General features: G+C 44.4%; 18 protein-coding genes and 1 pseudogene. 10 read left to right on the top strand and 9 right to left on the bottom strand.

The window, feature by feature from the left end:
- Positions 1-55 precede the first annotated feature (55 nt).
- Genes HRT75_RS03390 through HRT75_RS03360 form a run of 7 tightly spaced genes read left to right on the top strand, consistent with a single transcriptional unit; the run spans position 56 to position 6,963 of the window.
- Positions 56-1,117, top strand: coding sequence for a 3-oxoacyl-ACP synthase III family protein (locus HRT75_RS03390; RefSeq protein ID WP_291182696.1), 1,062 nt, complete (start codon positions 56-58; stop codon positions 1,115-1,117).
- Between the two features lie 3 nt (positions 1,118-1,120).
- Positions 1,121-1,666 (top strand): methyltransferase, encoded by a 546-nt coding sequence (locus HRT75_RS03385; protein WP_291182693.1) that lies wholly within the window; start codon positions 1,121-1,123, stop codon positions 1,664-1,666.
- A 57-nt stretch (positions 1,667-1,723) separates the two neighbouring features.
- Positions 1,724-2,581: a glycosyltransferase family 2 protein gene (locus tag HRT75_RS03380; RefSeq protein ID WP_291182691.1), complete on the top strand. Its 858-nt coding sequence runs from the start codon at positions 1,724-1,726 to the stop codon at positions 2,579-2,581.
- A 49-nt stretch (positions 2,582-2,630) separates the two neighbouring features.
- A complete protein-coding gene (locus HRT75_RS03375) occupies positions 2,631-3,710 on the top strand; it encodes an alkaline phosphatase (RefSeq protein ID WP_291182689.1) in 1,080 nt (359 codons plus the stop codon).
- Between the two features lie 46 nt (positions 3,711-3,756).
- On the top strand, positions 3,757-4,503 hold the full coding sequence (locus tag HRT75_RS03370) for an ABC transporter permease (RefSeq protein WP_291182687.1): 747 nt from the start codon (positions 3,757-3,759) through the stop codon (positions 4,501-4,503).
- On the top strand, positions 4,503-5,276 hold the full coding sequence (locus HRT75_RS03365) for an ATP-binding cassette domain-containing protein (protein WP_291182684.1): 774 nt from the start codon (positions 4,503-4,505) through the stop codon (positions 5,274-5,276). Before HRT75_RS03370 ends, HRT75_RS03365 begins: the two co-directional genes overlap by 1 nt.
- Positions 5,277-5,328: 52 nt before the next feature.
- Positions 5,329-6,963, top strand: coding sequence for an FG-GAP-like repeat-containing protein (locus HRT75_RS03360; protein ID WP_291182682.1), 1,635 nt, complete (start codon positions 5,329-5,331; stop codon positions 6,961-6,963).
- 45 nt (positions 6,964-7,008) lie between these two features.
- On the opposite strand, the gene HRT75_RS03355 is transcribed toward HRT75_RS03360, so the two are convergent.
- The 9 genes and pseudogenes from HRT75_RS03355 to porU form a co-directional block, all read right to left on the bottom strand.
- Positions 7,009-8,475, bottom strand: a complete 1,467-nt coding sequence (locus HRT75_RS03355; RefSeq protein WP_291182680.1) for a DUF389 domain-containing protein — start codon at positions 8,473-8,475, stop codon at positions 7,009-7,011.
- Positions 8,476-8,478: 3 nt separating this feature from the next.
- Complete coding sequence (locus HRT75_RS03350) at positions 8,479-9,558, bottom strand: mannose-1-phosphate guanylyltransferase (protein WP_291182678.1); 1,080 nt, start codon at positions 9,556-9,558, stop codon at positions 8,479-8,481.
- Positions 9,559-9,564: 6 nt separating this feature from the next.
- Positions 9,565-10,161 carry a SprT-like domain-containing protein gene (locus HRT75_RS03345; protein WP_291182676.1) on the bottom strand — a complete coding sequence of 199 codons (597 nt, stop codon included), beginning with the start codon at positions 10,159-10,161 and terminating at the stop codon, positions 9,565-9,567.
- On the bottom strand, positions 10,161-10,838 hold the full coding sequence (locus tag HRT75_RS03340) for an SDR family oxidoreductase (RefSeq protein WP_291182674.1): 678 nt from the start codon (positions 10,836-10,838) through the stop codon (positions 10,161-10,163). The genes HRT75_RS03345 and HRT75_RS03340 overlap by 1 nt, the downstream gene beginning before the upstream one ends.
- Positions 10,839-10,913: 75 nt before the next feature.
- Positions 10,914-12,158, bottom strand: a pseudogene (locus tag HRT75_RS03335) (pyruvate dehydrogenase complex dihydrolipoamide acetyltransferase); the annotation flags it as partial.
- An 11-nt stretch (positions 12,159-12,169) separates the two neighbouring features.
- A complete protein-coding gene (pdhA, locus tag HRT75_RS03330; RefSeq protein ID WP_291182672.1) occupies positions 12,170-13,168 on the bottom strand; it encodes a pyruvate dehydrogenase (acetyl-transferring) E1 component subunit alpha in 999 nt (332 codons plus the stop codon).
- Between the two features lie 109 nt (positions 13,169-13,277).
- Positions 13,278-13,760: a cytidine deaminase gene (cdd, locus tag HRT75_RS03325; RefSeq protein WP_291182670.1), complete on the bottom strand. Its 483-nt coding sequence runs from the start codon at positions 13,758-13,760 to the stop codon at positions 13,278-13,280.
- Between the two features lie 68 nt (positions 13,761-13,828).
- On the bottom strand, positions 13,829-14,980 hold the full coding sequence (gene porV, locus HRT75_RS03320) for a type IX secretion system outer membrane channel protein PorV (protein ID WP_291182667.1): 1,152 nt from the start codon (positions 14,978-14,980) through the stop codon (positions 13,829-13,831).
- Positions 14,981-15,058: 78 nt separating this feature from the next.
- Positions 15,059-18,874, bottom strand: coding sequence for a type IX secretion system sortase PorU (gene porU / locus HRT75_RS03315; RefSeq protein ID WP_291182665.1), 3,816 nt, complete (start codon positions 18,872-18,874; stop codon positions 15,059-15,061).
- A 203-nt stretch (positions 18,875-19,077) separates the two neighbouring features.
- Between porU and gldJ the strand changes: the two genes are divergently transcribed.
- The 3 genes from gldJ (at position 19,078) to HRT75_RS03300 (ending at position 23,202) form a co-directional block, all read left to right on the top strand.
- Positions 19,078-20,745: a gliding motility lipoprotein GldJ gene (gene gldJ, locus HRT75_RS03310; protein ID WP_291182663.1), complete on the top strand. Its 1,668-nt coding sequence runs from the start codon at positions 19,078-19,080 to the stop codon at positions 20,743-20,745.
- Between the two features lie 81 nt (positions 20,746-20,826).
- Positions 20,827-22,110, top strand: a complete 1,284-nt coding sequence (gene murF, locus HRT75_RS03305) for a UDP-N-acetylmuramoyl-tripeptide--D-alanyl-D-alanine ligase (protein WP_291182660.1) — start codon at positions 20,827-20,829, stop codon at positions 22,108-22,110.
- A gap of 3 nt (positions 22,111-22,113) precedes the next feature.
- Positions 22,114-23,202 (top strand): serine hydrolase, encoded by a 1,089-nt coding sequence (locus tag HRT75_RS03300; RefSeq protein ID WP_291182658.1) that lies wholly within the window; start codon positions 22,114-22,116, stop codon positions 23,200-23,202.
- Positions 23,203-23,403 lie beyond the last annotated feature (201 nt).

The following is a 23,403-nucleotide window of genomic DNA, read 5'->3' as shown; positions in this document are numbered from 1 at the left end:
AATTGTGCGTTATATGTTTTAGTTTAGCCGAATTGCAAATCGCAACACAACCATAATGAGCATCAAAATCACAGGTACAGGCAGCTACATCCCGAGTAGCGTTGAGAAGAATGAAGACTTTGATAAACATGAGTTTCTAGATAGCAACGGAGCTCCCTTTTCACATCCTAACGAAGTCATAATTGAAAAATTTAAAGGCATCACTGGTATTGGTGAACGCCGCTATGTCAAGAATCATTTAACAGCTTCTGACATTGGATTCTTTGCGGCAGAAAAAGCCATTGAAGACGCCAAGATTGATCCAGAAACATTAGACTATATAATCGTTGCCCATAATTTCGGAGATGTAAAACACAACGCCATCCAAAGTGATATTTTGCCGAGTTTGGCTTCTCGCGTAAAGCACAGCTTGCGCATCAAAAATCCTAACTGTGTGGCTTACGATATTCTCTTTGGTTGCCCAGGATGGGTAGAAGGAATGATTCAAGCCCAAGCGTTTATTAGAGCGGGAATGGCCAAACGTTGTTTGGTTATTGGAGCAGAGACCCTTTCTCGCGTAGTTGACAAGCACGATAGAGATTCCATGATCTATTCGGATGGTGCCGGAGCTTCCATTGTAGAAGCAGACGACTCGGCCTCCGGAGGTATACTGGGGCATAAAACGGCTAGTTTTACCTATGACGAGGCTTATTTCTTATACTTCGGAAAGTCATACAACAAGGACCTCTGTCCAGATACACGTTACATTAAAATGGATGGACGCAAGATCTACGAATTTGCATTAACCAACGTTCCTAACGCCATGAAAGCCTGTTTGGATGAGGCGGGAGTTGGTATTGAGCAGGTCAAGAAGATATTTATTCACCAGGCCAATGAAAAGATGGATGAAGCCATCTTAAAACGTTTGTATCGCCTTTACAAAGCAGATATTCCAGAAGGAATTATGCCGATGAGCATTCACAAATTGGGCAACAGTTCTGTAGCAACGGTACCTACCCTTTTTGATATGGTTCGCAAAGGACAAATGGAAGAGCACCAACTCAACAACGGTGATGTGATCATGTTTGCCAGTGTGGGTGCCGGAATGCATATTAACGCAATCGCTTACCAAATCTAGTCTATGTACGACGGCAAGCTTCCCAAGAAGCGCTATCAGCTCACTTTAGATTTTTTAAAGGAAGTTGTCCCTACGGATAAAAGCATTTTAGACCTAGGGGTTACCAATCCGTTTACAGCATACATGACCGAGGCCGGTTACGATGTTGAGAACACTACCGGTGAAGATCTTGACCTGGATGTATCCGCAGTAAAGAATACGGAGCGCGAAGTGCTAACCGCCTTTGAGATCTTAGAACATTTAGTCGCACCCTTTACACTGCTGCAAGAATCTTCAGCCAACTACTTAGTGGCTTCTGTGCCGCTTAAACTGTGGTTTGCCAGTGCGTATCAAAGCAAGACTGATGAGCGTGACAGACACTACCACGAGTTTGAAGATTGGCAATTTGATTGGTTGCTAGAAAAAGCGGGCTGGCAGATCATCAAGCGCAAGAAATTCACTAACCCAACCAAAAAAATCGGGATACGACCGTTTCTTAGACGCTTTACTCCACGTTACTATTTGGTCTACGCTCAACGCCCTTCCAAAGGACAAGTCGGCAATTATTAAGCAGCAGTTGTTCTGCTTTTTCTTTACTTTCGCTTTCAGTAGTAAAAGCTACTTCTGATGAAATTTGGCATAATCATTCCTGCACATAACGAGGCCGATCACATTGGCCAGACTTTGGATTCACTTTTGAATCAAAGCTATGGCGCGGCACACATTATCGTGGTTGATGACGGTTCAACAGACGATACCACTGAGATCGTCTCCAGATATGCCGAATCCCATCCGCAGTTAAAACTCGTTCAAAAACCCAAAGTTGAAGAAGGACATTTGCCCGGTTCTAAAGTCATTGCCGCTTTTAATTTTGGACTGGAACACCTCAGTGAAGAAGTTGATATTATTTGTAAATACGACGCAGACCTGATTTTTCCTGAGAACTATTTAGAACTGCATAAAACCACTTTTGAATCGGACCCCGAGATTGGGATGGTTGGCGGTTTTTGTCATATTCTAGAAAACGGACAATGGGTTTTAGAAAATCTGACAAGTCAAGATCACATTCGCGGAGCTCTCAAAGCATATCGGAAGGCCTGCTTTGAGCAGAATGAAGGTTTGGTGGAAGCCATGGGCTGGGATACCGTTGATGAGCTTTTAACCAAATACCACGGCTGGCGGGTGGTCACCCTACCTGAGCTTGCCGTGAAGCATTTAAAGCCCACAGGGAAAACTTATAACCGAAAAGCCCGCTTTAAGCAAGGACAAGCCTTTTACCGCATGCGCTACCGCTTCTTTCTAACCACTATCGCCAGCTTAAAAATGGCCGTTCGAAAAAAGAGTGCAAGCTTCTTTTACTATACGATTATCGGCTATTTCAAGTCCTGGTTTAGCGGAGATACATTCCTACTGAGCAAGCCGCAAGGAGCTTTTATGCGCAAACAACGCTACCGCAGTATTACCCAAAAGTTAATTGGTCGCTAGGGATACTTCTAGCTGCCTGGGTATTTGTATTTTTACAAAAATCATAGATATGAAAATATTGGGCTCTCTGCTCCTAAGCGTACTGCTTTTGAGTTGTCAAAATCAATCCTCTGAAAAAGAAGTTACCACCACACCAGAATCAAAAGGACCAAAGAATGTGATCTTATTGATCGGTGATGGGATGGGTGTTAGCCAAATGTCAGCGGCGCAATTCTATGGGGAGAGTACTCCCAACTTAGAGCGCTTTCCGGTAGTTGGACTCATCAAAACATCTTCATCGGCTCAATTGATCACAGATTCTGCAGCTGGAGCTACGGCCTTTGCTTGTGGGGCAAAATCATACAACGGCGCCGTTGGCGTGGCCAGCGACAGCACAGTCATTGAGAATCTTCCAGAAATGCTCGTAAAACAGAACATGAGCAGCGGTGTTGTAGCTACCTCAACCATCACTCATGCTACACCAGCTAGTTTTTATGCGCACGTTGTTTCTAGAAACATGCAAGAAGACATTGCTTTAGATCTTGTTGAATCTGAGTTGAACTACTTTGCCGGAGGCGGACTCAAATATTTTAATCAGCGCAGTGATGAGAAAGACTTACTGAGCGAACTGCAAAACAAAGGTTTTGCCTTAGATACCACCGCTATTCCAACTACTACTGCAGAAAAGATGGGAATCTTTATGGCGGTAAATGCTTTACCTAAATTCATTGAAGGCCGTGGAGATTTCTTAACCCAGGCCAGTTTAAAAGGAATTGATTGCTTGTCTCAGAATGAGAACGGTTACTTTTTGATGATAGAAAGCTCTCAAATTGACTGGGGCGGGCATGACAATGACGCTGATTATTTGATTGGAGAGATGTTAGACTTTGACAAAACAATCGGCGCTGTTCTAGACTACGCTCAGAAAGATGGAGAAACCTTGGTTATAGTTACTGCAGACCATGAAACTGGTGGGTTTACTTTAGCAGCCAATGAGGGTGACTACAACAGCATTGCCTCGAGCTTTTCAACCGGAGGACATTCTGCTACCATGATTCCTGTTTTGGCCTTTGGCCCGGGAGCAGAAGCTTTTACGGGCATCTATGAAAACACCGGAATCTTCGATAAGATCGCTGCAGCGCTTAAATAGTATGTGACTGTCTTTACGCCTAAATAATTAGTACCTTCGCTTGTAGATGAATCCAAAGAAGCTTTTAGCAGACATCGGCTCGTATTTTATTATGCTACGCGGTGTATTTAGCAGACCTACTAAGGCCTCTGTACTGCGTGACCTTATTCTAAAAGAGGTAGACGAACTGGTGATCAACTCTTTGGGGATCGTTGGATTCATTTCCTTTTTTGTGGGTGGTGTAGTCGCTATCCAAACGGCATTGAACATCTCCAACCCTTTGATTCCCGCGTATTTGGTCGGTTTTGCAACGCGACAATCCATCATCTTAGAGTTCTCGCCTACTTTTATGGCCATCATTATGGCGGGTAAGGTAGGATCTGCAATAACCTCGAGTATTGGTTCTATGCGCGTTACTGAGCAGATAGACGCTTTGGAGGTTATGGGTATCAATTCCTTGAATTATTTGGTCTTCCCAAAGATCATCGCGTTGATGTTCTTCCCATTGGTTATTGGTATTTCTATGTTCATTGGAATTGTTGGTGGATGGGTTGCCGGAGTTTACGGCGGATTCAGCACTAGCGATGCTTTTATTCAAGGATTGCAGTCTGACTTTACGCCTTTCCACGTGACCTACGCCTTTATCAAGACCTTTGTATTTTCTTTCATACTGGCCACCGTGCCTTCCTGGCAAGGGTATTTTATGAAAGGGGGAGCTTTAGAAGTCGGTAAGGCCAATACAAACTCCTTTGTTTGGACCTCGGTATTGATCATTTTGATGAATTATTTAATCACCCAAATGTTACTCAGCTAATGATACGTGTAGAAGGATTACATAAGAGCTTTGGGGAAGAAGAAATTCTGAAAGGGATCACCACGACCTTTGAACAAGGGAAAACCAATTTAATCATTGGTTCGAGTGGTTCTGGAAAGACTGTTTTTCTAAAATGTCTATTGGGCTTATTCACTCCTGAGAAGGGTAAAATCTTCTTTCAAGACAAGGCCATTCAGGACATGAATGATGATGAAAAACGAGACCTCAGAGAAGATATCGGGATGGTCTTTCAAGGCAGTGCGCTTTTTGATTCCATGACTGTAGAAGAAAACGTGATGTTTCCCCTGCGCATGTTCAGCAACAAAAAGAAGGATGAACTCCTGGACCGCGTAAATACCGTACTGGCTCGTGTCAACTTGGAAAACGTCAACAAAAAATTTCCTTCAGAGATCTCAGGGGGAATGCAAAAACGCGTTGCCATTGCACGTGCTATTGTCAACAACCCAAAGTACCTTTTTTGTGATGAACCCAACTCTGGGCTAGATCCGCGTACTTCCATCCTCATTGACAACCTCATCCAAGAGATCACTCGGGAGTTCAATATCACCACCGTGATCAACTCGCACGACATGAACTCTGTAATGGAGATCGGTGAAAAGATCTGCTTTCTGCAATTTGGAAACCTGGTTTGGCAAGGCTCCAACAACGAAATCTTTAAAACCGATAACAAGGACGTGACCAATTTTGTGTATTCGTCCAACCTCTTCAAAAAGATCCGAGAAGTACAGCTCAAGGAAAATGCTCCCAGATAAACCGGAGTCAAGTTCCAGAAAAACAGTACATTTAAGCCTCTAAAAAGATAATATGAAAAAAATTACGCTCTGCGCAGCTGCTCTTTTGGCTGTTGCAACCATGTATTCTCAAACTGTTAGCTTTACCAATGAAGACGATCTGATCGCGTCTTACCCTACCTCAGGAACAGAGACCGCTGTTGATATGAACGGCGATAACCTAGACGATTATGTTCGTGTTTCTGGTGGAGGTGTTGGAATTGACTTCCAGAATCCTGACGGAACTTTTACATCACAGTTTTTCTCGATGAGTATTGCCTCTCCTCCAACTTGGAGTATTGCGGCTGGAGACATTGATGGAGACGGCTTTACCGACCTTGTTTTAGGAAACGGAAACCGTGCATCCTTCTTGTACGCGGATTCAACAGACGGAACCACGATTAGCGGATTCACATACGACAACAGTGATTCTACCTATATCTTCTCGCAGCGTTCTAATGTGATCGATATTGACAATGACGGAGACTTGGATGCCTTTGTTTGTCACGATGTTGATGAATCTCACCCGTACCGCAATGACGGCAGTAGAAACTTGGTAATGGATCAAACCTTGATAGTCACTTTGGACCGCCCAGGAAACTATGCTTCTCTTTGGGTAGACTACGACAATGACGGCGATACCGATATGTTCTTGACCAAGTGTAGAGGTGGTGCTAGTGCTGGAGATCCAGACAGAGATAATGCCATGTACACCAACAACGGTGATGGAACCTTCACGGAAAACGCTTTAGATATTGGAATGCGTGACAACGCACAAAGCTGGTCTACGGTATTCCAAGATTTTGACAATGACGGTGACTTTGATGCCTTTATTGTAAACCATACCAATCAGAACCGTTTTATGCAAAACGACGGAAACGGAAACTTTGTAGACATTATTGGATCTACAGGGATCAATCCAAATGATCTTGGTGCTTGGGAAAATCAAGCTGCCGATTTCAACAACGACGGTTTTGTAGATATCTTTTCTGAGCTTGCACGCGAACTATACCTCAACAACGGTGACGGTACCTTCACGGGTTACGATCTTCCTTTTGATGAAGGAGGAATTGGCGATATGAATAACGACGGATTCCTAGATGTGGTTCGCAACAACGACCTTTGGATCAACTCTGGAAACTCTAACAACTGGGTAAAAGCTAAACTCATCGGGGTAGAGAGTAATATTCAAGGAATTGGAGCCCGTATTGAGATCTACGGAGATTGGGGAATCCAAATTCGTGAGATCCGTTCTGGAACTGGCTTTAGCCACATGAGCAGTCTAACGGGTCACTTCGGATTGGGTACTGCCGGAAGCATTGACAAATTGATCATCAAATGGCCTAGTGGTAATGTTGACGAATACCTTAATCCAGACATCAATACTACGCATGAGTATACAGAAGGAGATTCTCCTTTGGCTGTAACCGATTTTGAGATCAACGGTTTACAGGTTTATCCAAACCCTGCTGTAAACAGCTTGAAGTTCTCTTTAGACAATCTTTCAGAAACTTCTGTAGCCGTTTATGACACCAACGGAAGACGCGTACTTGAAACAAGTATCGATCAAAACAACAGCATTGACGTTTCTGGATTGAATAAAGGAGTTTACCTAATTCAATTGGAGATTGAGGGACAAACGGTAAGCAAGCAGTTTATCAAACAATAAGTCCTCAACTTATAAAACAAGAAAAGCGCCGTAGAGGCGCTTTTTTTATTGCAGTTCTTGAACCACTAGGGTATCTGCTTTGAGTTTAAACTTCAACCAATTGGTAAGCCTTTTGGTATAAGCGGAACGTTGATCCAAAGGCAAGGAATCGTTCCAGCGTATCGCAAAGACATTTAAGGTGTCTATCTTTTTAAAGTCATTGACATAGGTCTTGGCGTATTGAATACTGGTCAGAGCATCGTAGTTGATGCGCGCCTCGTCACAGATATCCTGAAACGGAATCAGATCTCTTTCCAACATCCGCAGCTTGAGTAATTCCTGTTCGTAGTATTGGATCTTTTGAGACTGACTGAGTAAATCCAAGGAATCGCGCGTACGCAATTGTTCCATATAGCGGAGCTCATCTTCAAAACCATTTTGAAACTGCGATTGATTCACCTCAAACTTGGCATTAACCAACGGCTGATATGCCTGTAAACGACCTCTTAAGACTGCTTCTGTACTTTCAGGGATGTTGTCCTGCCCAAAGGTGGTGATCACAATAGAACCACCTTCGCCGTTGTTGTAATTATAGGTAGCGTTACGCTTTATATAATTAGCGTTGTCCAGACTGTTGAGTTCGTTATTGATAAAATTCTTGGCCGCCTCATTGAATCTGCTTTCCTTGATCACATTATAAAAGGTATAACCTGCCGGCAACATTACGATCAAAGCAGCCACAGAAGCAAAACGCGCAATGCGCTTGCGGCGCTTACTGTTGGCATAACGGATCATTGGGAAACCGAGCACCTTCACTACAATAAAGGTCGCCAAGGCGATAAATATGGTATTGATGCTGAAGAGATACAAAGCCCCCAAAGCAAACGAAAGGCCATTAGGATTTTCTTTAATAAACTCTGCCAAACCATATCCTACCGTACACAAAGGCGGCATCAAGGCGGTGGCAATGGCTACTCCAAAGATCACACTGGCAATGGTCCCTTTTTTAGTTCGGGCAATGATCAAGGCCAGACCCCCAAAGAAGGCTATAAGCACGTCCCTAAAATCCGGTCGGGTTCTCCCCAGAAGTTCCGAGGTCTCTTCCCGCAGCGGAAACAGCCAGAAAAACAGGAAGGCAGTGAGTACACTCAGCACCACCATCACTCCGAAGTTGATCAAAGACTTGCGCAGGGTATCGATATCATTGATAGCAATGGATAGTCCAATACCCAAAATAGGCCCCATTAACGGAGAGATAAGCATCGCTCCGATCACTACTGCCGTGGAGTTAGCATTCAGTCCCACAGAGGCCACAAAGATGGAACAGATCAAGATCCAGGCTGTAGCTCCCTTAAAGGGAATATCTGCCTTAACGGCTTCTACCGTAGATTCTCTATCTGTGTCACCTCTAAAGTCAAAGATGTCCACCACAAATTGGCGGACACTTTTGAAAAGCCCTTTGGCTTCTTTTCTAATATGTTCTTTTTGCACCTGCGTTTTAGCGTCGTCAGGTTGTTGTGATTGTTGCTCCATAAATTATGCGTAATCAGTTCCGAAGTTTTCTTTCACTTGGTTCAAGATACGCTTAATTTCTTGTTCTTTTGCTTTAGGCACTACTACAAGAACATCTTTCTTCTCCACGACGATAAAATCGTGCAGATCTTCGAGTACCACTACTTTCTCATCAGCCGTATAGATCATATTTCCTGTAGCATTGTTCAGTTGCGCTTTAGCACGAACCACTACGTTATTGTCCTTGTCTTTTGGGAGTTTGTCGTAGAGGGCACCCCAGGCTCCGAGGTCATTCCAGTCAAAGGTCGCAGGCAATACACGAACGTTATCGACTTGTTCCATGATACCGTAATCAATAGAGATATTCTTCGCCTCAGGGAAACGCGCTCCAACAAACTCAAATTCTTTATCGGTATTGTAAACCTCCATCCCTTGCATAAACAAGGCATACATGGCTGGCAATTTGGTTTCAAAAGCCTTTACAATGCTGGCTACACTCCAAATGAACATTCCAGAATTCCACACATAATTCCCTTCTGCTAAGAACGCTTTGGCCGTTTCGTAGTCGGGTTTTTCGGTAAAACGAATCACTGGTTTTACTGCGGATGCAACCTCGCCCTCATACTGAATATAACCGTAACCAGTATTCGGAAAGGTTGGATTGATTCCCAAGGTCATTAATATGTCCTCCTGGGCAGCAGCCTCAAAACAGGTCTTGATATTGTCTGTAAAAGCCTGCTCGTCCTCGATCCAATGATCAGACGGAGCTACTACCATCACCGCATCAGGGTTCTCTTTATAGATCTTTAAAGCCGCCATTAAAATACAAGGTGCTGTGTTTCGCATAACAGGCTCAAGAACCAATTGCGCATCACTCACCTGCGGTAATTGCTTTTGCACAAGATCTTTATAGCTGTCGTTGGTGGAGATCAAAATCTGATCTTCTGGCACCAAGTGCGACAGTCTTTTAAATGTTTTTTGAATTAAAGAATCTCCGGTACCCAACATATCGTGGAATTGTTTTGGATACGCTGAAGTACTCACTGGCCAGAATCTGGAACCTATTCCTCCGGCCATAATGACCGCATAATAATCACTGTTCATAATGTTTTAGCTGATCGGTTCAACTTTTGCGTTGGGGCTAAAAAGGTACATCCGTCCGGTAGCCAACTCCACGCATTCATAACGTTTTACCCTTCTGTTACCGCGTTTAAAGATCTTTCCATTGTACAATCTAAAAACGCCTCCAAAAGGAATCTCAAAAATAAATTTATCATCGCTTGGCGGATCGTATACACCGAGCGCCAAAGCCAATCTCGCATCCGTATCACTGCTGGCTTTCGGATTCTTGAAATGCAAGGCCAAAAGCGGCAACAATTCTGATGGAAACACTTGCGTGTTTATAAAGGGAAGCATTAACGATGTAAATGTACGCTTCCACTCCTTTCCGTGCGGTTTGATTCGACGAGAATACGTCTTAAATGCTACCAGATGCGCAATTTCATGAACCAACGTAATTAGGAATCTGTAGGGGTTTGTTCCTGCGTTGACCGTGATCTGATGACTCCCGTCCGGCATTTGACGATAGTCTCCATGTCTAGTAACGCGCTGATTCACAATCTTTAAATGTACGCCATTCTTTTTAATCAGCTCCACACAAAGCGGGACCGCGGCGCTCGGAATATACTTTTCTAAAACAGCGTCCATTAAGGAGTTGAAGAAGATACAGGCAATACTTTGCCGTTATACATGGTATTCCCGCTTAGGGCAAAGGTCTTGATATAGTCCGCCATCTGAGCAGCTGTTATCGGGGCTTGGTAACCTGGGAAAGCGGCTTCCAACATCTCTGTTTGTACGGCACCCAAGGCCAATACATTAAATGAAGGTCCGCTGTCTTTGAATTCTTCTGCAAGCACTTCGGTCATAGTGATCAACGCTCCTTTACTGGAGCTATAGGCCGTGAGACCTGGGAATTTCGCGCTCCCCATAATTCCTCCCATACTGCTTACGTTCACTACATGGCCATCTTTAGGCATTGCAGGCAATACTGCTTGAGTCAAGAGGGCAACTCCAAAGACATTAACGCTGTAGGATTGCAACCAATCTGTAGCGGTGAGCTCCCCAAAAGGTTTATTGACCAAAAATCCTGAGTTGTTGATCAAAATATCTATTTGATCTACTTCTGATAGGATCTTTGCCACGGAAGCTTTTATCTGATCTTCAACCGTTAGATCACAGGAAATGCTGGAACACCCAAGAATAGATGCTGTTGGAGCATCGTTTCTGGACAAGGCAAAAACCCGATGCCCTTCGGCAGTAAACTGTTTGACCAATTCCAAACCAATGCCGCGGCTGGTTCCCGTAATAATTATGTTTTTTCCCATGCTTTAAATTACAAAACCTGCTTGAACCCTAGGGGCCGCAAGCAGGTTTATTTTATTTACACGATGCTGATGTTCTTATACGAACATGGTTACCGGATTCTCAATATAAGTTCTCAAGGTTTGCAAGAAAGCGGCTCCCGTAGCTCCATCCACAGTTCTGTGGTCACAAGCAAGGGTAACGGTCATCACATTTCCAGGAACAATGGCTCCATCTTTCACAACCGGCTTTTGAACTATAGCCCCTACAGAAAGGATGGCCGAGTTCGGCTGATTGATGATGGATGTGAATTCTCGAATTCCAAACATACCTAAGTTAGAAACTGTGAAGGTACTGCCTTCCATTTCTTGAGGTGTCAACTTTTTATTTCTAGCCTTACCGGCGAGCTCTTTTACGTTGGCTCCGATCTGAGAGAAGGTCATTTGGTCTGCAAATTTCAATACAGGAACTAACAAGCCTTCATCCACTGCCACAGCAACACCAATGTGAATATGCTTCGCAATTCTAGTTACATCTCCAGCCCATTGTGTATTGACTTGCGGATGCTTTCTAAGGGCCATAGCACAAGCTTTCACCACCATATCGTTGAAAGAGATCTTCACATCTGGAGCAGTATTGATCGCTTTACGCGCTGCAATCGCGTGATCCATATCCAACTCAATGGTCAAGTAGTAATGAGGAGCTGTGAATTTAGATTCACCCAAACGCTTGGCAATGGTCTTGCGCATTTGCGAGTTCTTAACCTCTTCAAAGCTTTCTTCACCAACAGGTACATAGGCTTGAGCGCCTGCAGCAACTGGCTGGTAATTCTCAATATCTCGCTTAATGATACGCCCGTTCTCCCCGCTTCCTTTTACAGTCGCTAGGTTGATTCCGCGTTCCTCTGCTAATTTCTTCGCTAAAGGCGAAACAAAGATGCGTCCACCGTCATTAGCTACAGCAGGAGCTGCTGGCGCAGCAGTTGGTGCCGGAGCAGCGGCCGGTTTAGGAGCCTCAACTTTCTTTTCTGGTGCAGGGGCTGGTGCCTCTTGCTTTGCAGCCGGCTGACTACCAGACTTTCCGTAGTTCTCTATAATTCCGCTTACATCAGTTCCTTTTGGACCGATGATAGCAAGAACCTCATCTACTGGAGCGGTTCCCCCTTCTTGGATCCCGATCTTCAAAAGGGTTCCAGCGTAGAATGACTCGAATTCCATGGTTGCCTTATCAGTTTCGATCTCCGCAAGGATATCTCCTTCAGATACGGAATCTCCAACCTGCTTCAACCACTTTGCAACAACACCTTCTTCCATGGTGTCGCTCAATCTAGGCATGTTAATTACTGTAGCCATTGTTATAGTTTATGCGGTAAAAAAGGATAATCTTCTTGTTCGTAAACAACGTCGTACATTACGTTCTTATCTGGATACGGCGAATCTTCTGCGAACTTCTCGCATTCAGCAACCTTATCCTTAACGCGCTTATCAATTTTCGCGATTTCGTCTTCTGTAGCGTATTTTTTCTTGTAGATGATATCCAACACATAGGAGATTGGATCCTCATCACGCATGCGCTCTACTTCTTCCTTGGTTCTGTAGTGCTGCGCATCACTCATGGAGTGACCGCGGTAACGGTATGTTCTGATCTCTAAGAAAGTTGGACCTCCACCACTACGTGCGCGCTCAATGGCTTCATCCATTTCACGGGCAACTACGTCTGGCTTCATACCGTCAATAGCCTTACACGGCATTTCATATCCCAATCCGAGCTTCCAGATCTCTGAGTGATTAGCGGTACGCTCTACGGAAGTACCCATGGCGTATCCATTGTTCTCTACACAGAAAACCACAGGCAGATTCCAAAGCATCGCCAGGTTGAAGGTTTCGTGCAAAGAACCTTGACGTGTCGCACCATCACCCATATAGGTCAATACAACTCCGCCTTTATCAAAATACTTTTCTGCAAAGGCCAAACCGGCTCCAAGTGGAATCTGTCCCCCCACAATACCGTGTCCGCCGTAGAATCCTTTATCCGGAGAGAAAATATGCATGGATCCACCCAAACCTTGAGAGGTACCCGTTGCCTTTCCGTAAAGTTCTGCCATAACGCGTTTAGGATCTTCTCCCATCCCGATAGGCTGAACGTGGTTTCTGTATGCAGTGATCATTTTGTCCTTGCTCAGATCCATGGCGTGAAGCGCTCCTGCTAAGACAGCTTCCTGTCCGTTGTAAAGGTGCAAGAACCCTCTAACTTTTTGTTGGATGTAAACCTGTGCAAGCTTATCCTCGAACTTTCTCCAGAAAAGCATGTTTTCGTACCAGTCGAGGTATGTTTTTTTGGTGATTTTTTTCATTGGTCGCTCTGAATTATTCAGTACAATTTTTCAGTAACAGAATAACAAAAATACGGTTTTCCCAAGGATAAGAAAAACCCCTAAAATTAATTTTCACAACGAAAACGTTTTAGAGAAAAGAACTGTTGAAATTTAATGGCAAAAGATTGGCTACCGACTTGGTTTTTACCACGCTACCCGAGGCTCCCATAAAGAAAATTTCAATCTCGGATTCCTGCTTATACTCGTATTCAAGCATAGCTTGTCTACAGGCTCCGCAAGAGGTAACGGGTTCCTTTAATTCATAGTCAGGAGCCGTGGCTGTAATGGCAATTTGCGTTATGGCCACACCGGGATGATTCGCTCCCGCACTAAAGATCGCGACCCGCTCTGCGCAAAGTCCGCTTGGATAAGCAGCATTCTCTTGATTGCTGCCGATTACATAGACTCCATTTTCCAAAGCGACCGCCGCACCTACCTTAAATTTAGAATAAGGAGCATAGGCATCTTCTCGAGCCGCTATGGCTTTTTGCATGAGAAACTTGGCCTCAACCGGAAGGGCTTCCAAGTCGGGATATACTTCAAAACTGGTTGTGATCTTCTGTTCTTTCATGCGGACTGAATTGTTTAGAGACAAAAAAGGCTACCCATAAGGTAGCCTTTTTAAATGTTTTTGTTTTTCTAGTATTCGTCGTAGGTATCTCCAAAGTTGAAGGTCAAACCAAAACGAAGCGTTCCTTCCAAAGGACTAACAGAACGAGAAGTTGAGAATAAGTAAGACACATCAAAAGCCAAGGAAGTGTATTTGAAACCTGCTCCTAAAGAGAAGAACTTACGGAAACCTTTGTCTTCACTTTCATTGAAGTAACCGGCTCTAAAAGCAAATACATCTTGGTACCAGTATTCCGCACCTAAAGCCCACTGCATTTCTTTCAATTCTTCTGAGAATCCATCAGGAGCATCTCCGAATGACTCAAAGATTCCAGAAAGGAAGCTGATGTCTTCATATTCTTGCGCATCTTCCTGATCGATCACACCGTCTCCGTTGAAATCACGAGGAGTTGGCACTAATAGCTTGTCGATCTCTGCCATCACCTGAATACGGTTGTATTCATCTAAGATGAAATCAAATCCACCACCAATAGAAAGGTTGGTTGGAATGTTGTTGTCAGGTGCATCATCTCCGTAGCTCAACTTAGGACCGATGTTAGAGATATTGAAACCAGCTCTCCAACGTCCGTCAAAGCTGTTGTATGCAATTTCCTCACTCTGATAGTAACCAGCAATATCTACTGCGAAAGTACTTGCAGCACTTGCGTCATTTACCTGATCAAAACGCAGGTTAGAGTTGATGAAGCGTCCGGCAACTGCCATAGAGAATCGCTCACTCAAACGCAAGGAATAAGACAGGTCCAATGCAAATTCGTTAGGACGAACGATCAATGGCTCTTGTCCTGCCGTTTCACGAAGCTCGATCTCACCATTACTAAAGTAACGGAAAGAAGCACCTACGGCTGAGTTTTCATTGATACGGTTGTAATAGGTCACGTTACCCAAGAAGATATCGTTTACCAATTGACTTAGATAAGGTGTATAGGTCACACCAATCGCCTGCTTAGAAAGCGAAAAGGCATATTTGGCCGGATTCCACTGTTGTGAGAAAACGTCCGCTCCAGTAGCCACACCCATATCGGCAAGACCAGCGGCACGAGCATCAGCAGCAATTAATAAAAAAGGAACACCTGTGGTGATCACTCGTTGTTCTGCCGTTTCCTGGGCCATTGATTTCCCTGCGATCATTAACATCACTAGGGCTATACATATTTTCTTCATGAGATTTCGTCGTTTGAGCAAATATAAATTTATTTTTCGAAGTCATTTGAACTTTTTCAAGGACTTCATTGTTCCGTTTTATAAGACGACCAGTTTTTCGAATTTTTCTACTTGCTGATTCGTCAAAGTTGATTTTACCGTTAGCTTATATACGTAGACTCCCTTTCCGATGCGATCTCCAAAATCATCGCGTCCGTCCCACACGATATCGCGCGATAGGAACCCATCAGTAGTGACCACTTGATTCTTAGTCCAAACCACTTTTCCGCTCACGGTAAAGACCTGAACTTGAACCTCTAATGGCTCAAAAGGCCTGTTGTGATTGAACCAAAATTCAGTGTAGTTCACAAAAGGGTTCGGGTAATTGAGCACCCGCTCCAAGCGGAGTTCATCATCTCCCGCCACTACAAACTGAATGTCTGCAGTACTGGAATTATTGTAAGTATCCCACGCTTTTAGTGTGAGCGTATGCGGTCCTTCTTCTAAATTTCTCAAACGATAATTGGCTGTTCCTTCTGTGAAATCATCAACGCCGGCCAGATAATAATCGTTTAAAATAATTGGATTGGCCTCATCACCATCCAAGATGGCAAGCATATCGTGACCAATACCACTGGCGGTATTGATCCCGTGTTCGTCCATCAACTTGGCAATAAGGATAGGAGAATCGTTGGTGATGCCTCCGTTGACAAAACTCTCATCGTTCATAAAAAGTTGGATCTCTGGTCCGAGGTTGTCATCTGGGGCATTCTCATCGAGCCCACCCACACGAATATCTTCATTGAATCCGGTTTGATCTTCAAAGGCGTTGTCTTTTTCCGCATAAAAACTCACGCGCCCATTTCCAACCGGTTGCGCAATATCTCGCGGCACGACAAACTCAATTTCAAACTGTCCATTGGTAACCGTGGCCTGTCCATTGAACAGTCCCGATCCTAAAGTCTGATAGTCCAAAATCAAAAGTGTCCCGTCTGTCGCAGTCACTCCGTCATTACCTAAAGTCTGTCGCTGAACGTTCTTGTCAAATACTTTGATCTGTGCCACTCCATTATAATCTGGCAGCGGCGCTCCTGTAGGGGACAGTACTTCTCCTCCGAGTTTAACACGACTCAAAGCCTTTAAGGTATCTGTGGCCGTAGTGATTGGAATTCCATTTACGGTATTGAGACGAATTTGTTGCTTTGGGAAAGCCAGTTGCATGGCTGGATCTCCAACATAGAATACTACACGTCTACGTTCATCAGATATAATAAGGTTCTTGGCCTTTCTGAGTGATTCTGAAGGTGCGTCAAAATTATCAGATCCAAAAGCAAAAAGAAGTGGCGCCAAGATATTATTGAAATCTACTCCCAAACCAACACTAATGGTCCGTGTTGTTGTGATCAAGGCTACAGCACCACCGTTCTCATTCCAATAGGTAAATTCCCCAGCCGTTGGCCTGAGCGGATTGTCAAATCGTGAGAATTCACAAGTTACCGTGACAATGAGCGGGTATCTATTGGTGTTTTGCAAGCCTTCTGCATCGTCCTTAGTGAATATAAATTCCTTGGCCAATCCGTCTTCCCCACCGTGTCCCAAATAGGTCAAAACCAAAGTTCCCACATCAATAGAATTCACAATGGCTTCATTCACATCCGGATAACGGTTACCCCCAGCAGAAGTTTCCTGCAAAAAGGCATCGGTGTGGATCTTCTTTACGTTAATAAAGGGTTTGTTGGAGGCGATATCGTCTCCCAAATTATCCAAACTCACCTCTAAGGTGTTGTACTCAAAGGCTTCATCCACATCATCAGAAACCAAAACAAAATTATTCCTCCAGTTTCCGAATGCCGGTTTGTTGTCATAACGAATCAACTTATCCACCATGGTATTGGCCAGTGCCACATCGTCTGCAACGATACGCCCAACAGCAATATCCAATAGGTTGGTTGATTCCATACGCCCCTCTGTTGGGTCCATCATGCCGTAAAAATCGTCAGACATATACCCTGCGAGCGTATTAAAACTATTAAAGGTATGATAGGTTGGAACAATATTATTGTTATTCGACAGGCGGTCCTTGTAATCTACTGAGGCATCTCCAAACAAGCAGAGATACTTAATGCGATTGGCGGAACTAGAAGCATTGTCGTAAACGTATTTAACCAGGTTTCTTATGGCACCAATGTCTTGTGCCCCGGAACTGAATTCCTCATAAATACGGTCCGTGGAAACTACTTTTACGCGTAAGCCATCACGGTCCGCACGGTGCGCAGCGAGTCTCAGCGCAGGCTGCATCATAAATGGCGGCGCAACGATCAGATAATCTATGTCTTGAAAATCTCCATTGGCATCTCGCATCAAAGTCCCTTTCAGATTTTGATTGGCCACAAAGGTCTCTGCAGCTCGAATCGGGGAGAAATAGTCACTTGGTGTCACCGCGACATACTGTCTCAATTGCCCCAAATTCGCCTTCAAATCTACGGTGGCTTCCCCTTGGGTTGCTTTAGCCAATGGATTCCGAGGATCCGTTACGTCCCAGATCTGGGTATAATCATTGGCATTGCTGAGGCTGTATTGTCCAATTCCAGTCATGCCAGCAGCGTCATTGTACTGGAAGGGGAATTGCCCATCAACACCGGTTAACTGTCTTCTAGCAGTAATACCTATATAATCAAGAAATGCAAAACTGGCCGGATTCCCCGCGTTGTTGTAGGTAAGGGTTACCGTTACTTCTTCTCCGCTAGCCGGAACAACTCCTATATAATTATCACCTGATGCTAGGGCAACTTCTCCAATGGCAACAAAGCTCAAAACATCTTGAGGCGAACCGTTCACCGAAACATCCATGGTAGTTACCGATTCTGATGCCGCGGCTGTTTTGACGGTCATGGCCATGTCTGTTCCCCCTACGATATTTGGAAAGGTAAACTCAAAGGTTTGTTCGCTTTCAATTTCAAAAGGGTTACCAAACCATCGGCGGCCAACGTTGACGATACTAAAGTCATCCTCTTCAAAGAATTGATAATCGTCAAATTGTGTGATCACCACTGTGGGTGCTCCATCAGGTTCGGTTAGGGTAGCGATTCGACGCCCTGGTGTTCCTCCCGCAGTGACGTAATAATAAGCTTCATCGCTGTATGGGTTGATGTTGGTGTCTAAATCTTCTATATATCCGCGTGTCCCAACTCCGTAGAACAGGATCTCATCGCCTGAATCAAAACTTCCATCATCTCCTCCTACAACTTGAATAGCCACCTCGGGAAGATCAAATGCGTCGTTTTGATTGTTTCGTCGCGGAAGCGGTTTCCCGCCGTGCCCGTATATTTTTATGGTGTTAGGGTCGATTCCATCCAAATTCATCCCCAAAGAAGCCAAGAAACTTCTTGAGATACGATAGACCCCAGTTTGGTCAATTTGAAATTTATACCAAGTTCCGGTCGCCAATACGGAGTTGGTTATGGGCAATGAAGTGCTCTTGACTCCAGCCGTTGCTTGATAACTGTAATCTGCAGTAAAGGAGATCAACTTTTCATAACGTCCAGACCGCTTGACTATGGGTGTAATACCAATAACTGAGTATTGTTTGTCCCGAGCGCGAGCCGTCTCTATAGTCGCAGAGACTGTGTTTGGAACCAAATCGGCAACCAAACCTTCCTGTTCTGCAGCCGTCAGCGGTATGAATCTCAAATTGGAGATCTGCAGAGAATTCGGATTCACTATTTGACCATCTTCCCATTGCTTGTAATACACATAACCCTGAGCACCGGCCAATTGGTCAACATTGCGTAAAGGTATCTCGGTGGCTTCTGGACTGAATTGATTTTGCGATTGCCAAGGCAGCACTACAGCATTTTGCTGCGCAATACCTAAAAAGGGCAATAGCAGAAATAGAAAAGCAATTTTTTTGGTCATCACATTCAAAACGTCGTAAATGACGTATTAGTATTTACAAAAATAAGGCTTCGATGTATTTTTTTTTAAGATAGTATACTAAAGTTGCAAATACTGCGTTATCCTATGGCCTACGGGCCATTGCGAGTATCAATAAAGAAATAATGTTGAAGATATAACGTTATTTACTATATTGCGAACCCATTTCTTAACAGAACTAAAACATGAAACGACCAACAATACTTAAGCTATTAGCTGTTGTATTCCTGAGCACGATCATCTTTAGCTGTAGTAAATCCCGCGACTACAAAAGTAGTTCGCGCGCTACAGGTTGGAAGATGAATTCCAAAGAAGGTGGCTTTCAGTACAATCCCCAAGCCAAAGAACAAGAGACCGGTCCTGGTCTAGTTTTTATTGAAGGAGGTACTTTCACCATGGGACGTGTTCAAGACGATCCGATGCACGATTGGAACAACTCACCAAATCAGCAACACGTTCAGTCTTTCTACATGGACGAAACTGAGGTGACCAACCTAATGTACCTCGAGTACTTAGATTGGATCAAGAGCGTATTCCCACCGGAAAACGACAATTACAAGAAAATTTATGACGGAGCACTTCCAGACACACTTGTTTGGAGAAACCGACTTGGTTTTAACGAAGTTATGACCAACAACTACCTGAGACACCCTGCTTACGCAGATTATCCAGTAGTTGGTGTTAGTTGGGTTCAAGCTACCGAATTCAGCAACTGGAGAACTGACCGTGTTAATGAATTGATCTTAGAGCAAGAAGGCTTTACTGCCCGTGGTGCTAAGACTAACATTACAGAAGGACAGGCTTTCAGCACCCAAACCTATTTGAATGCGCCATCTCAAGCCTACGGAGGTAACGATTCAATCACACGTGGTGGAAAGCGTTCTGCTTCATTGCTTAAAAGAAATACAGACAGTACCAACCTTTACGTTCAGCGTAAAGACGGATTGCTATTGCCAGCTTACCGCTTGCCTACTGAAGCGGAATGGGAATACGCCGCCTTAGGTTTGGTTGGATTGCGTTCATACAACGTTTACCGTGGTCGTAAGAAATACCCATGGGACGGACAATACACACGCTCTGGAAATCGCAGAAGCCGCGGTGATCAATTGGCCAACTTTAAGCAAGGAGATGGTGATTACGGTGGAATTGCTGGATGGAGTGATGATGGTGCAGACATCACTGCTGAGGTGAAGTCTTACCAGCCTAACGATTATGGTCTTTACGACATGGCCGGTAACGTAGCCGAATGGGTTGCTGATATCTACCGTCCGATTGTAGATGACGAATTCAACGACTTCAACTACTACCGTGGTAATGTTTACACCAAGAACTACATTGGTGAAGACGGTAAAGTGAAGATCGTAACTGCAGATTCTATTGTTTGGGATACCCTAAACAACGGTAAGATCGTTGCTCGTAACCTACCAGGAGAGATTCTTCAGGTTCCAGTTGATGAAGACGAGACTTACCTAAGAACAAACTTTGATCAGAGTGACAACCGTGATTACCGCGATGGTGACAGACGTTCAACGCGTTACTTCGAATCGTTTAACGACGATGCTGAGTACGACGATGAAAAGCGTATGTACAACTCGCCGAAGCACTTGGTTGGAACAGATGACTCCACTGGTAATATGGACCGTCAATACGACGAGTCTAACAAGCGTACTTCACTTATCAACAATGAGGTTCGTGTTTACAAGGGTGGTTCATGGAGAGATCGTGACTACTGGTTGGATCCGGCACAACGCCGCTTCTTCCCTCAGGACATGGCAACTGATTATATCGGTTTCCGTTGTGCGATGTCTCGCGTAGGATCAAAATCTAAAGACAGAAAGCGTCCTAGAAATTAGGAAATGGAAATATTAAAAAAGCCCTGTATGATTCATGCAGGGCTTTTTTTTTGACCGCCGCTTCCCTTATTTTTGTGAGTGATGAATCTAGAGCAACTTTATCAGGCCTTTCTAAAAAGTGATGGCGTTTGTACTGACACCCGGAAATTAGAACCCAATCAGATCTTCTTTGCCCTCAGTGGGCCTAACTTTAACGGCAATAAGTTTGCGGCACCAGCATTACACGATGGCGCTTTGGCTGTGGTCATTGACCAAGCCGAATACGAGCATCCTGTGGAAGGCACTTACTTTTTAGTAGACGATTGCCTAAAAGCGCTTCAAGAGCTTGCAACTTATCATCGCAGACAACTAGGCCTACCTATACTTTCTTTAACGGGAAGCAACGGAAAGACCACCACCAAAGAACTCATCGCTGCGGTCTTGTCTCAAAAATTCAATCTAAAAGCAACTCGGGGGAATTACAACAATCACATCGGAGTACCGCTTACCTTGCTCAGCTTTACATCAGAAAATGACTTTGGGATCGTAGAAATGGGTGCCAATCACCAAGGAGAGATTGCGGAACTATCCGCTATTGCAGAACCGGATTATGGCTTTATTACCAACTTTGGGAAAGCACACTTAGAAGGCTTTGGTGGAATTGAAGGCGTGATCAAAGGCAAGTCAGAATTATACCGAAACATCGCAGCCCGTGACAAAATGGTCTTTGTAAACCAGGACGACGCCAAGCAGATGGAGTTGACCCAAGAAATGAAACGGTTGCTCATTGGGCCAGAGATGGAGGGCAATAGTTTGGAGCTCTTAGGCACAAATCCTCGCGTGATCTTTAAACTCAATAATACAGAAATACAAAGCCATTTGATCGGTGAGCACAACGCTAAGAACATCCGAGCGGCCATTGGAATAGGATTGCACTTTGGATTGAGTGAGGAGCAGATCAAAAAAGGTGTGGAAAGCTACAATCCGGAGAACAACCGTTCCCAATGGATCAGCAAACCGAGAAACAAGATCCTTTTAGACGCCTATAATGCCAATCCAAGCAGCATGGAAGCCACTTTAACGAGTTTTAAGGACTTAGACAGTGAAGCTGCTAAAACAGTCATTCTGGGTGATATGTTTGAGTTGGGCGAAACAGCCGCTTCAGAACATCAAGCAATCGCCGATCTTGCAGATTCACTCAACTTTGACCGTGTCTTTTTGGTAGGCGCAAACTTTTACGCTGTAAATGCCCATGACGGGCAGATCAAATGCAGTGAGTATGAAGATCTGGTTGTCGCATTGCAGCAAAAAGATGTGGAAGGTCACCTACTTCTTATAAAAGGCTCCCGAGGCATGGCTTTGGAACGTATTTTGGATATCTTGTAAACCATGCGTTTACATCTTTTTCTTTTTACCAGTTTGCTAACTTTTAGCGCCATTGCGCAAAACAGTTACAAGTACAACCAACCCGAACAACTCAATGACGGCTGGCAAACGGCAGATCTGCGCACACAAGGCTTAGACACCACCAAATTGTATCAGCTTTTTGCGCAGTTACCAGAAGCGGAGCACGAACTGCACAGCATTCTTGCAGTGCAAGGTGGCGAACTCTTATTGGAAGAATACTTTGACGATCAGCAACGAGATGATCAACACGATTTGCGATCGGCCTCAAAAAGCATCCGTTCTTTACTTATTGGTATTGCAATTGATCAAGGATTTATCGGCAGTATAGATGATCCCATTCAAAAATACCTCCGCCCGCTAGAGGCTAAAAAGAATCTGGATTATCGCAAAGAAAAAATCACCATAAGGCACCTTTTGACCATGTCTCCTGGCTGGGACTGCAACGATCGCGACAAAGGCTCCGCAGGACAAGAAGATCGTATTTACCGCAAAAAAGACTGGCTGCAATACGCATTGGACCTCTCTATAATCAACGAACCAGGCGCCGTGAGTAGCTATTGCTCCATTGGAACAGTAATGCTTATGGAAGTACTGGAACGCGCTTCTGGGATGTCTCTAGACGGCTTTGCTAAAAAGTATTTGTTAGACCCTTTAGGGATTAGCAACTACCGCTGGGACCATACCTCTAAAAAAGAGGTGATCTCTGCTGCAAAGCGACTTTATATGACCCCTAGAGATATGGCTAAGATCGGGCAATTGGTGTTACAAAACGGAAATTGGAACGGCCAGCTGTTGGTTTCTGAAGCTTGGATTGCGCAGTCCACGAATCAGCACACGTTTATTGATGAGAGCGGCTATGGGTTTTTGTGGTGGATGAACGCCTTTCCCTATGAAGGAAAAGCAATTCCCGGATTCGCGGCGAGTGGAAACGGCGGACAATACATTGTGGTGTTCCCGGAGATCGATGCAGTTTTCGTGTTTACTGGCGGAGCGTACAATTCACCCAAAGCACAACTGCCCCTATTTGTGATCCGCGATATATTGATCCCTACCTTTGGCGCACGTAACTAATTGATCCTTTCTGCGTCCAACAAGCAAAACGTATGAAATGAAAAAAGAAGAAGCACTGTCCATGGGTGTTGCATTAGGAGTTTGTTTTAGAACCACCATAGGTGCAATCACAGGTAATATTGGACTCTGGTTATCTCTAGGAATCGCTATTGGAGGAGCATTTGGCGGTGCTTTTGCAGTTGCCGCTAAGAAGAAAGAGGG

The sequence above is a fragment of the Gilvibacter sp. genome (genome assembly GCF_013214815.1).
Classification (GTDB): Bacteria; Bacteroidota; Bacteroidia; order Flavobacteriales; family Flavobacteriaceae; genus Gilvibacter.
This window is presented reverse-complemented; position numbering and strand designations above follow the sequence as displayed.